General features: G+C 69.9%; 11 protein-coding genes. 4 read left to right on the forward strand and 7 right to left on the reverse strand.

Annotated features, from left to right (window positions below; translation table 11 throughout):
• Positions 1-19 precede the first annotated feature (19 nt).
• A complete protein-coding gene (locus tag ACP95_RS07295) occupies positions 20-931 on the reverse strand; it encodes a dihydrodipicolinate synthase family protein (RefSeq protein WP_049980571.1) in 912 nt (303 codons plus the stop codon).
• 132 nt (positions 932-1,063) lie between these two features.
• On the opposite strand from ACP95_RS07295, the gene trmB reads away from it, so the two are divergent.
• Positions 1,064-2,098 (forward strand): HTH-type sugar sensing transcriptional regulator TrmB, encoded by a 1,035-nt coding sequence (gene trmB / locus ACP95_RS07300; protein ID WP_049980572.1) that lies wholly within the window; start codon positions 1,064-1,066, stop codon positions 2,096-2,098.
• On the opposite strand, the gene ACP95_RS07305 is transcribed toward trmB, so the two are convergent.
• Positions 2,095-3,057: an ROK family protein gene (locus ACP95_RS07305; RefSeq protein ID WP_049980573.1), complete on the reverse strand. Its 963-nt coding sequence runs from the start codon at positions 3,055-3,057 to the stop codon at positions 2,095-2,097. The two genes, trmB and ACP95_RS07305, sit on opposite strands and share 4 nt — an antisense overlap.
• 215 nt (positions 3,058-3,272) lie before the next feature.
• Here ACP95_RS07305 and ACP95_RS07310 point away from each other — a divergent pair, with 215 nt between their 5' ends.
• The gene (locus tag ACP95_RS07310) at positions 3,273-4,376 is read left to right on the forward strand and encodes a Gfo/Idh/MocA family protein (protein WP_049980574.1); all 1,104 of its coding nucleotides are present in this window, start codon (positions 3,273-3,275) and stop codon (positions 4,374-4,376) included.
• Between the two features lie 43 nt (positions 4,377-4,419).
• Positions 4,420-4,869 (forward strand): universal stress protein, encoded by a 450-nt coding sequence (locus ACP95_RS07315; RefSeq protein ID WP_049980575.1) that lies wholly within the window; start codon positions 4,420-4,422, stop codon positions 4,867-4,869.
• Between the two features lie 15 nt (positions 4,870-4,884).
• Here the strand turns inward: ACP95_RS07315 and ACP95_RS07320 are convergent, their stop codons facing one another.
• From ACP95_RS07320 to ACP95_RS07340, 5 genes are all read right to left on the reverse strand, one after another.
• Positions 4,885-6,033: an ABC transporter ATP-binding protein gene (locus tag ACP95_RS07320; protein ID WP_049980576.1), complete on the reverse strand. Its 1,149-nt coding sequence runs from the start codon at positions 6,031-6,033 to the stop codon at positions 4,885-4,887.
• 31 nt (positions 6,034-6,064) lie between these two features.
• Complete coding sequence (locus ACP95_RS07325; protein WP_049980577.1) at positions 6,065-6,964, reverse strand: carbohydrate ABC transporter permease; 900 nt, start codon at positions 6,962-6,964, stop codon at positions 6,065-6,067.
• Entirely contained in the window at positions 6,961-8,004 is a 1,044-nt protein-coding gene (locus ACP95_RS07330; protein WP_049980578.1) for a carbohydrate ABC transporter permease, read from the reverse strand. The genes ACP95_RS07325 and ACP95_RS07330 overlap by 4 nt, the downstream gene beginning before the upstream one ends.
• A gap of 21 nt (positions 8,005-8,025) precedes the next feature.
• A complete protein-coding gene (locus ACP95_RS07335) occupies positions 8,026-9,318 on the reverse strand; it encodes an ABC transporter substrate-binding protein (protein WP_049980579.1) in 1,293 nt (430 codons plus the stop codon).
• Positions 9,319-9,471: 153 nt separating this feature from the next.
• Positions 9,472-10,668, reverse strand: coding sequence for a pyridoxal-phosphate-dependent aminotransferase family protein (locus tag ACP95_RS07340; protein ID WP_049980580.1), 1,197 nt, complete (start codon positions 10,666-10,668; stop codon positions 9,472-9,474).
• Between the two features lie 135 nt (positions 10,669-10,803).
• Here ACP95_RS07340 and ACP95_RS07345 point away from each other — a divergent pair, with 135 nt between their 5' ends.
• Positions 10,804-11,661: a hypothetical protein gene (locus ACP95_RS07345; RefSeq protein WP_049980581.1), complete on the forward strand. Its 858-nt coding sequence runs from the start codon at positions 10,804-10,806 to the stop codon at positions 11,659-11,661.
• Position 11,662 lies beyond the last annotated feature (1 nt).

Below are 11,662 nucleotides of genomic sequence, written 5' to 3' on the forward strand. Positions count from 1 at the left end.
CTACACGCGTAGTAAAAGATTACTCCAACAGACCCAGCTCCGCCAGTTCCTCCCGGAGCGCCGCGCTGTCGTCGTCGTCCATCCGCCGGAGCGGCGAGCGCAGCGGCCCGGCGTCGAAACCGCGGTGGCCGAGTGCCTCCTTCACCCCGGCCATGTAGGGGCCGCGCTTGATCGCGTCCCGGACCTCGTAGACGCGCTCCTGCAGTTCCGCGGCGCGCTCGCGGTCGCCGGCGTCGTAGGCGTCGTACAGGTCGACGACGAGTTCGGGGAACGCGTTGGCGACGGCCGACACCATCCCCGTACAGCCGAGGTCGAGGCCGGGCTTGAGCAGCGAGTCCGACCCCGCGAGAAAGGTGAGGTCGTCGTGGGCGGCGACAGCCTGCCCGAGCCACGGCACGTCCTTCGAGGAGTCCTTCAGGCCGGCGAGATTGTCGATTTCTGCGAGCTCGGCGAGCGTCTCGAGGGAGAGATCGTTGCCGGTCTTCGAGGGGATGTGGTAGACGTACACCGGGCAGTCGACGGCGGCACAGACGGTGCGGTAGTGCGCGACCGCGGCGTCGCCGTCCAGCGGGTAGTAGTACGGGGTGACGACGACGACGCCGTCGGCGCCCGCGTCCTCGGCCGCCCGGGCGCGCTCGACCGTGCGGCGGGTCGCGGGTTCGCCGACGCCGGCGATCACCGGCACCTCGTCGCCGACCTCGTCGACGACGGCCCGGACGACCTCGTCGCGCTCCTCGGGGCCGAGCAGCGCGAACTCGCCGTTGGTCCCCAGCGGGAACACGCCGTGGACGCCGCGGTCGACGACGAAGCGGGCGTGGGCGGCGGTCGTCTCGGCGTCGAGCGCGCCGTCGTCGTCGAACGCGGTCACGGTCGGCGGGACGACGCCGCGCAGCGAGAGCGGGTCGGCGTCGCCGGGGTCGGGAGCGGACATGGGCGAGGGGTGGGGAGCCGGCGCCTTGGAACTACCGGGACGGGAATTCGGAAGCGAGTGAACGTTTATTTCACCGGCCGGCGGCGGGACGGACGAACGGTGTTTATGTGACCGGGCGGGCATCCCCGGAGTATGCACGACGACGACCTGCGCGTGTCGCTGGAGCGGGTCGGGGAGACGTTCGACTTCGGCGAGTACGAGATCGAGGCGTACCTGGCCGTGCTCGAGCACGGCCGGCTCTCCGCCACCGAGATCGCCGAGCGGACCGACATCCCCCAACCCCGCGTGTACGACACCGTCCGGAGCCTCGCGGAGCACGGCTTCGTCGAACTCCAGGAGTCACGGCCGATGAAGGTGCTCGCGGTCGACCCCGAGGAGGCGTTCGGCGGCGTCAGGTCGTCGCTGGACGAGCTCGTCAGCGGGCTCGAGCAGCGCTACACGGCGCCGGCCCGCGACGCCGAGGCGGTGACGCTGATCAAGTCGCCGGCGACGATCGAGCGCTACCTGCGGGAGATCATCGACTCCGCGGAGTACGAGCTGCTGCTGTCGCTGACGCCCGACCTGCTCGCGGAGTTCGAGTCCGCGCTCCGGGCGAAGCGCGACGCCGGTGTCACGATCGAACTGCTGGTGTCGCCGGCCGCCGACGTGCCCGCGGCCGGCGAGTACGAGTACACCGCCGTGGCGACGACGGCCCGCTCCCGGCGCGGCATCACGACCCCCGTCGCCGCGGTCGCCGACGGCGAGTTCTCGCTGTACGCGACTCGGGACGCGCTCAGCGGCGGCCCCGAGCGCTACGGCGTCGTGTTCAACCGCTCCGAGCTCGGCTTCCTCGTCTCGGGGTTCGTCTCCACGGTGCTGTGGGCCTCGGGGGAGACGCTCGCGATGACGCCCGAGCGCGACCTGCCGCGGCGCTACGCGTCGCTCCGGCGCTGTGTCGAGGAGCTCCAGGCGCTCTCCGGGCCGCTCCGGGCGAGCGTCGAGGGCCGGGACGTGTTGACGGGCGAGCCGCGGGACGTCGCGGGCGAGGTGGTCGAGACGACGCTCAACGACGAGGAGTCGATCGCCGCCTTCACCGTCGACACGGGCGAGGAGCAGGTCCGGGTCGGCGGCCGCGTCGCGGCGCTGGAGGACGTGGAGGCCCACCGGATCGAGATCGAGCGCGCCTAGGGGCGGAGCTGCGAGCGGTCGTTCCGGCCGGCGGTGATCGCGGCCGCCAGCGCGCCGCGGACGGTCGCCTCGTCGCCCAGCGACGTGAGCCGGACCTCCGGCACGTTCGTCATCACCAGCTCCGGCAGCCGCTCGCGGATCGGGTCGACGACCTGCTCGGGGTTGTTGCGGGCGACCGCGCCGCCGACGTACACCACCAGCGGCGCGTACGCGTGGACGAGGTCGGCGACGCCGGCCGCGTTGTACGCCTGCATCCGCTCGATCACGCGCTCGGCGAGTGGGTCGTCCGCGGCCTCGAACACGTCTTTCGCGTCGATCTCGTCGAGGTCGAGATCCGTCGGCACGCCCTCCGTCTCGTGAACGTGGCGCGCGTGTCGGGGGATGTTCGTGCCCGAGCAGTACGCCTCCCAGTGGCCGTCGGCGCCGCAGCCGCAGGTGAGCCCGCCGATCTCGACGGTGTTGTGGCCGACCTCCGCGGCGTTGCCGTCCCAGCCCGAGAGCACCCGGCCGTCGACGGCGACCCCGGCGCCGATGCCCGAGGAGATCGTGAGGTACGCCATGTCGTCGGGCGTCCGGTCGGCGTAGAACCGCTCGCCGACGACGCCCGCGTTGGCGTCGTTGAGCACCGACACCTCCGCGTCGAGCAGCTCCGACAGCGGCGCGGACAGCGGAACGCGGTCGACGTTCGGCCCGAGGTTCGCCGACCGCCCGAGCTCGCCGGCGGCCTTGTCCAGCGGGCCGATCGACGCGACGCTCCCGCGGACGATCTCGCCCGGGGCGACGCCGGCGTCGTCGAGCGCCTCCCGGGTCGCCGCGACCATCGCCTCGGCGACCGCGTCGCCGTCCGGGCCGCGAGGGGTCCGCCGGCGCGCGCGGCTCACGACGCTGCCGCTCTCGGGGCCGACGACCGCCTTGATGTTGCTCGCACCGAGGTCGACGCCGGCGTACCACGCGGTCATGCCGGCACCGTTCGAAGGAGAACCGTCTGAGATCGGTGCGGGCGCATGCTGTGAACTATTCTTTCGAACGTAAGTAAATTTCTTACGCGTCGGTCGCAACCGTGTGGTGTGACTGACGCTACCACGCTGTTTTCGACCGTCGACGCGGGCCAGACACGTCGGGTTCGAGTGGGGATGACGCCGTCGACGCCGCCGACGGGGGAGGTGGCGGACGCGTGACGCTCTCGATCGGGATGCTCGGCTACGGGTTCATGGGCAAGGCCCACGCCAACGCCGTCGCGCGGCTGCCGATGTTCGTCGACGACGCGCCGGCGGTCGAGCGCGACGTGCTGATCGGTCGCGACGAGGCGGCGCTCGCCGCGGCGGCTGACCGGCTCGGCTTCGCGCGGACCGCGACGGACTGGCGCGAGGTCGTCGACGACGTGGACGCGTTCTACAACCTCGGCCCGAACCACGTCCACCCCGAGCCGACGATCGCCGCGCTGGAGGCGGGGACGCCGGTGCTCTGTGAGAAGCCGCTGGCGCCGAGGCTCGCGGGCGCCGAGCGGATGGCCGACGCCGCGGCCGACGCCGACGTTCCCGCAGGGGTGGGGTTCAACTACCGCTACGTGCCCGCGATCCAGTACGCGAAGGAGCTGATCGAGGCGGGCGAGCTCGGGGATATCCGCCGGTTCCGTGGCCGCTACCTGCAGGACTGGCTGGTCGACCCCGAGGCGCCGGCGAGCTGGCGAACCGACGCCGAACGGGCCGGCAGCGGCGCGCTGGGCGACCTCGGCGCGCACACGGTCGACCTCGCGCGCTTCCTCGTCGGCGATATCGAGCGCGTCAGCGGCCCTACGACGACGTACGTCGACGAGCGACCGGCCGCGGAGGGCCAGGGGACCGAAGCGGTCACCGTCGACGACGCCTACAGCGCGCAGATCCGCTTCGAGAACGGCGCCGCGGGGACGCTCGAGGCCTCCCGGGTCGCGCCGGGGCGGAAGAACGACCACACCGTCGAGATCGAGGGCTCGGAGGGGGCCGTTCGCTTCTCGCTCGAACGGCTCAACGAGCTCGAGGTGCTGGGGCCGGCGAACCGCGGGTTCGAGACCGTGCTCGTGACCGAGGCCGACGACCCCTACCTCGAGCACTGGTGGCCGCCGGGCCACACGCTCGGCTGGGAGCACACGTTCGTCCACGAGAACGCCGAGTTCCTCTCGGCGGTCGCCGACGGGTCGGCGTACAGCCCCGACTTCGCCGATGGGCTGGCGGTCCAGCGCGTGCTCAGCGCGATCCAGGAGAGCGACGAACGCGGGGAGTGGGTAGCGGTGGCGCAATGAGTCGCCCGAGCGATTATGTGGGTGGCAGCAGTGAGGTGGAGCCATGAGTCTCGAAACGGTCGTCGTCGCCGTCGGCGACGAGGACGAACAGCGCGCGGCGTCAGTCGCCCGAACCGCCATCGACGTCGCCGGGCCCGCGGGGGCGACAGTCCGGCTCGTCCACGTGTTCTCCGAGGACCAGTACGAGTCCGTCAAGCGCCAGCTGGAGTTCGGCCCCGGCGCCGAAGTTACCCCGGACATGGTCGCGAAACGCCACGCCACCGTCCGGGATCTGGGGACGATGCTGGACGAGGCCGACGTCGACTACCGGTGGCACGGCGCGGTCGGCGAGGCGAGCGAGCGACTGTTGGACGCGGCCGACCGGTTCGACGCCGACATGCTGATCGTCGGCGGCCGCGGGCGCTCGCCGACGGGGAAGGCGGTGTTCGGCTCGACCGCCCAGGAGATCCTGCTCAACGCGAACTGCCCGGTGACGTACATCCGGGAGCCCTGAAGGAGGAACGACGGGCTAGGTCGGCGTCACGCCGTCCACGTCGTCGAGCGAGCGGTTCTTCAGCGCCTCGCCCGTCCGATCGTCGAACAGGTGGATCGCCGACGGCGGGATCGTCGCCACCACGCGGTCGCCGGCGGCGACGTTGCGCATCCCGCTGATCGTCGCGATGAACGTCTCGCCCTCGGGGGCGTCTGCGAAGCGGAGGTAGACGTTGTTCGACTCGCCGACCGGTTCGACCACGTCGACGACGCAGTCGAACTCGTGGTCGTCGCGGTCGCCGTCGGCCGGGCGCAGCTCCACGTCCTCCGGGCGCACGCCGAGGGTGACCTCGGTCGCATCGCCCAGCGCCGACGCGATCGCCGCGGGGAGCGGGTAGCTGAACTGCTCGGCCGAGAGCGTCCCGTCCGAGCGAGTCGTCGGGAAGAAGTTCATCGACGGCTCGCCGATGAACCCGGCGACGAAGCGGTTGTTCGGCGTGTGGTAACACTCCAGCGGCGTCCCGACCTGCTGGAGCACGCCGTCGTCGAGCACGGCGATGCGGTCGCCCATCGTCATCGCCTCCGTCTGGTCGTGGGTGACGTACACCGTCGTGACGCCGAGGTCGGCCTGCAGGCGCTGGAGCTCGGTGCGCATCGTCGCCCGGAGCTTGGCGTCGAGGTTGGAGAGCGGCTCGTCCATCAGGAACGCCGACGGGTCGCGCACGATCGCGCGGCCGAGCGCGACGCGCTGCTGCTGGCCGCCGGAGAGCTCCGAGGGCTTGCGGTCGAGCAGCTCCTCGATCCCCATCATCGCGGCCGTCTCCTCGACGGTCGCGCTGATCTCCTCGTCGGGCATGTCGGTCGACTCCTCCAGCCCGAAGCGCATGTTCTCCCGGACGGTCATGTGGGGGTAGAGCGCGTACGACTGGAACACCATCGCGATGTCCCGGTCCGCGGGCGAACTGTCGTTGATCGTGCGCTCGCCCAGCCGGATCTCGCCGTCGGTGACGGTCTCGAGGCCGGCGATCATGCGCAGCGTCGTCGACTTCCCACAGCCGGAGGGGCCGACGAGCACGAGGAACTCGCCGTCCTCGATCCCCATCGACAGCTCGTCGACGGCGACGACCTCGTCGCTACCCCCCTCGTTGAACACCTTCGTTACCGAATCGAGCGTTAGTTCTGCCATAGTGAATCACCTCTGAACCGGTCCCCGTCGCTCATGCGGTCACCCCCTCGGCGAACTTGTCGCCGAACAGGACGTACACCACGAGCGTCGGGAGCGCCGCCAGCAGCGCCGCCGCCATCCGCAGCGGGAAGTTCGTCCCCGCCTGCGAGACGCCGATCCCCACCAGCTCCTGCGTGACGACGGAGGCGTCGCCGAACTGGACGATCGTCAGCGCGAAGAGGAGATCGTTCCAGATCTGGGTGAACTGGTAGATGAACACCACCGCGAACATCGGGATCGACAGCGGCAGCACGATCCGGCGGTAGATCGTCGACACCGAGGCGCCGTCGAGTCGGGCGGCCTCGATCATCTCGTCGGAGAGCTTCTTGTAGTGAGCGCGGAACAGCAGCGTACAGATCGGGATCCCGTAAGCGGTGTGGGTGACGATCAGCGCCACCAGCTTCCAGTGGTACGCCTGCACCAGCGGGAACGCCGCGAACGGGGCGAACAGCGACTGCAGCGGCACGACGTTGTACCAGAACTGCGTCAGCGGCACCAGCACCGCCTGGTACGGGATAAAGATGCCGGCGACGAACAGGGCGTAGATGCCGACCTGCCCGCGCCAGTCGACGTTCGTCAGCCCGTAGGCGGCCATGCTGCCGAACAGCCCCGAGAGGATCGTCGCGGGGATGACGAGGATGAAGCTGTTCGCCAGCCCGCGCGCGAGCCCGTCGAACGCGTTCCCCCACGGCTGCAGAGAGAGGGAGCCGGTCTCGGCAATCAGGGGCTCCAGCGGCGGCAGGAACGGCGACTGCCCCGTGTAGCTCTCGGGGCTGGTGATCGACGTGAACAGCCCCGTGAGGATCGGCAGGAGGTAGAACCCCGCCATCGCGACCAGCACCGCGTAGAGGCCGAGCCGCTTGAGCCGGGCGTCGGTGTCGGCGGTGCTCATAGCTCACCCCGTCGGTACTGCGAGTAGATGTACGGCGCGACGATGAACAGCGCCATCACGAACAGGATGACGGCGATCGTCGAGCCGTACGCCCAGTTCTGGTTGGCGTACGCCTCCCTGACCATCCGTGTCGCGAGGATGTCCGCCGACGGCCCCGGCTGGTAGCCGCCGTACATCGAGAACAGGAAGTCGAACGCCTTGAGCGCGAACACGGTGATCACGACCAGCGCGCTCACCGTCGCCGTGCGGAGCTGGGGGATGATCACGCGCCAGTACATCTTGATCGTGCTCGCGCCGTCGACGCGGGCGGCCTCGAAGTGGCTCGACGGGATCCCGCGCAGCGCCGCGAGGTAGACGATCATCGCGTAGCCGCTGAACTGCCAGATCAGCGCGAACGCGACCGCGCCGAGCTTGAGGTCGGGGTTCTGGACGATCTGGACCGGGCCGATCCCGACGGCGCCGAGGGCGATGTTGATCAGCCCCGTGTTCGGGTTGTACATGTAGAGCCAGAACTTCGCCGTGACGACGAACGAGAGGCTCATCGGCAGCAGGTAGATCGTCCGGAACGTGTTCTCGAAGCGGATCCCGCGGTCGACGAGGATCGCCAGCACGAGCCCGAGTGCGAGACAGATCGCAGCGAACCCGACCATCAGGGCGATCGTGTTCCCCAGCGAGTTCCAGACGGGCTCGACGGTGAGCTCCGACCAGGCGGGTGACCCCCCCTGAACCTCGCCGCCGAGGCCGACCGTCGACAGCAGCCCGTCGACGGGGTCGGCGAACGCGACGAAGTAGTTCTCGACGTCCAGATCCGTGTAGTCGGGCTCGCCGATACCGGTGAAGTCGGTGAGCGAGAGCAGGAAGTTCCAGACGACGGCGCCGTACACGAACAGTCCGACCAGCAGGAACGGCGGGAGCCAGAAGGGGGCCGACCGGACCGAGTCCCGGTCGAAGAACGACCGCGTCGAGGCGGGCTCGCCGCCGTCGGCACGCGCGTCGCTGTCGGACCAGCGGTTGCGGAGTGTGGCTATCGGGTTACGCATAACTGTGCTTCCAGGGCGACGTTACTCGAAGGCGCCGACGAGCGCCTCGGCGGTCGCGTCGGCGTCGTAATCCTCGAGGAAGCCACTGAAAGCACTGGTGATGTTCGTCTTGATCTCCGGCGAGACGGCCAGCCCGTGCTGGATCGACGGCGGCTGGCTGTCCGCGCTCGTGAAGTCGTCGTACTGGTCCTGCTGGAACGCGTTGAGCTCGGAGACGTCGGCGTCCTTCCGCGGCGGGATCGATCCCTTCTCGCGGTTGAACCGGACCTGCGCGTCCGTGGTGCCGCAGTAGCTGAGGAACGTCTTCGTCGCCTCCGGCGACGGGTTGTTGTCGAAGTACGGGAACGAGTCCATGTTGAGCAGGTAGCTCCCCTCGGAGCCGGGGTAGGTGACCTGGCCCCACTGCTCGCCGTAGTTGAACTCGTCGTCGCCGCTGTAGGCGCCCGCGGCCCAGTCGCCCTGGTGGATGAACGCGGCGTCGCCCTCCATCACCATCGTGTTCGCCTCGGTGAAGCTGATCGAGGAGGCGTCGCTGGGGTAGTACTCGCTGAGTTCGACGACGTTCTCCAGCGCGGAGCGGACCTGGTCGACGTCGCCGTCGCCCCCGATGAACGCCTCGTAGCCGTCGATGCCGGCCTGGGCGAGCAGCACCGTCTCCCAGAGCTGGATCGTCGACCACGGGCCGCTGGTCTGCTGGGCGAACGGCACGGCGTCGGTGTTCTCCGCGACGGCCGCACACGCGTCGACGACGTCGGCGGGCGAGGAGAGCGACTCGGGGTCGACGCCGGCCTCCTCGAGCACCGCCGTGTTGTAGAACAGGTTGTTGATGCGGTGGATGTTGAGCGGGACCGTCACGTACGTCCCGTCGAGCTGGGCCTGCGCCTTCGGGCCCGGCAGGTAGTTCTCCTTCAGGTCGTCGGTCCACACCTCCCCCTCGATGTCGGCGTAGGCGTCGCCGAACTTCGTCAGCGTCGCGCCCGGCCACGTCTGGAACGTGCTCGGCGGGTCGTTCGCCTGCAGCCGGTTGGAGACCACCTGGTCGAGGTTGCCTCGCGCGGCGCCGTTGACCGGCTCCTCGGCGAACTCCACGTCGGGGTGCTCCTCCTCGAACCCCTCGATGAGGGCGGCGATGGCGGCGTTGCCGTCGCCCGAGGACCACGCGTGCAGCAGTTCGATCTCGCTCATCCCGGCGTCGGTCTCCGTTCCGCCGCCCGTGAGGCTGCTACAGCCGGCCAGTCCGGTCGCGCCCGCCGCGGCGGCGGACGCGAGCACAGTTCGCCGCGAGAGCCCGTCGTCGTTCATGTCCGAGGACATATGTGACGAACGTATACACACTTACGAGTAAATCTTGTGGTAACGCCTCACAGGACAGGGCTCGTTGAAAAAATCGCCCCAGCGACGGCTCGCGAGCGCGAGTTGTCGAGAGAACTCCGGGTGGAACCGACGGCCGGACCGCCCCCGGAATCGCTACTCCTCGAGTTCCCGGGCCGTCGCCTCGACGGCCGCGCCCACGTCCACGTCGACGCCCTGCCGAGCGAGTGCGTCGCCGAGGGCGGTCACGACCAGCGAGACGTTCTTCGGGTTCGCGGAGTAGCCCATACAGCCGATCCGCCAGATGTCGCCCTCGAGGTCACCCAGCCCGGAGGCGATCTCGAGGTCGTACGCCTCGAGCAGGTAGTCGATCACCTCGCCGTCGTCGACGCCGTCGGGGACGCGGACGGCGTTGAGGCTCGGCAGCCAGTACTCGTCTGGCGCGTTCATCTCCAGCCCCATCGCCTCGAGGCCGGCCTTCAGCGCGCCCGCGACGCGGCGGTGGCGCGCCCAGCGCTCCTCAATCCCCTCCTCGGCGACGAGCCGCAGCGCCTCGCGGATCGCGTAGACGTTGGTGATCGGCGCCGTGTGGTGGTACGCGCGCTCGTCGCCCCAGTACCCCTCCAGCAGCGAGAGGTCGAGGTACCACGAGCGGGCGTCCTCCTCGCGGTTCAGCACCTTCTCCATCGCGTCGTCGTTGAGCGTCAGCGGCGACGCCCCGGGCGGGCAGGAGAGACACTTCTGCGGGCCGGCGTACGCCACGTCGATGTCCCACTCGTCGACGCGGAGTTCGACGCCGCCGATCGAGGTGACGGTGTCGGCGATCACGAGCGCGTCGTGGTCGTGGGCGACGCTGGTGAGTTCGGGCACCTCGGGCTGGAGCACGCCCGTCGAGGTCTCGGCGTGGACGAAGCCGAACACGTCGATCTCGTGCTCCTCGAACGCGGTGGCCACGTCGTCGGGGTCGAGCGGCTCGCCCCACGGCGCGTCGACCTCGACGACCTCGCCGCCCGCGCGCTCGGCCATCTCGGCCATCCGGCCGCCGAAGTAGCCGTTCGACGGCACGAGCATCGTGTCGCCGGGCTCGACCAGGTTGCCGATGGCGGCCTCCATCGCCGCCGAGCCGGTGCCGGAGACGGGGATGGTCCACTCGTTGTCGGTGCGGAACGTGTAGCGCAGCAGCTCCTGCACCTCGTCCATCAGCTCGACGAACGAGGGGTCGAGGTGGCCGACCAGCGGCGTCGACATCGCGCGCAGCAGGCGCGGGTGCGCGTCGCTGGGGCCGGGCCCCATCAGCGTCCGGTTCGGCGGCGAGAGCTCTCCCACGTCGGGCGCCTCGGGTGGCTGTGACATGCGCGAGCGTTCGGCAGGCTCCCGCAAAAACCCGTGGGAAGCGGGGGTTCCCGAAACCGCGTCGCGCGAGCGTCGCTGAAGTCGCTCTTTGTGTCAACGGGACGTATTAGTCGACGGGCGTCGCGTGTCGGTCACATGGACATCGACTCGGAGACGCTGTTCAACGCCGCCGCGGCGGCGATCAGCACCATCGCCGTCGTCATCTTCATCCTCGACCACCAGTTCCCCTACTCCCCGGTGTCGAAGGCGGCGATCGTCGTCGCCTTCCTCGCGGGCGTGTTCGCCGTCTCGCAGGCGACCGACGACGACCAGCTGACACTGTTCGGCTACGCCGTCGTCGTGATCTCCGCGTTCGCGTTACTGCTCGACCTCACGAACACGTTCGACGCCGGGACGACGCTCCAGGTGCTCGCGCTGCTGGGGCTGGCGCTGGTCCTGTTCGGGCTCCGGACCCGGATCGACGACCGGAGTCGGTTCGTCTCGCCCACGCACGCGAAGCGGGCGTTCGCGGCCCTCGCAGTGCTGGCTGTGCTCGTCCTGGCCGTCGACGTGGTGGCCGGCGGACTCGCCTACGAGCTGCAGACCCAGGCGGAGGTCCAGATCACTGGCGACGGCGAGCGGCAGGCCGGCGCCCAGTTGGGCCAGGTCGTCGTCACCAACCCCAGCCCGTTCCCCCAGCAGATCGACGTGCCGCGCTACGAGGTCTGTGCGGCCGGGAACTGGAGCGAGTACCGCATGGAGGGGCCCGAGGGCGAACCCCGGCCGGTCCACGCGCACCTCAGCGTCGGCCACCACTACGGTGAGCACGTGTTCGGCTTCGGCGAGCGGACGTACCCCGCGGTGCTCAACCTCAACGCCGAGAACGTCGACGGCGAGCGCTTCGCCGTCGAACGCACCGATCGCTGCCCCGACGACGACGACGGCGAACCGTACATCGCGGTGTTCGAGTGGCAGGACGGCAGCCCGTACGTGACGCCGTACCGCCTGGGGTGAA

The organism is Halolamina rubra (assembly GCF_000739555.1).
Lineage (GTDB): Archaea > Halobacteriota > Halobacteria > Halobacteriales > Haloferacaceae > Halolamina > Halolamina rubra.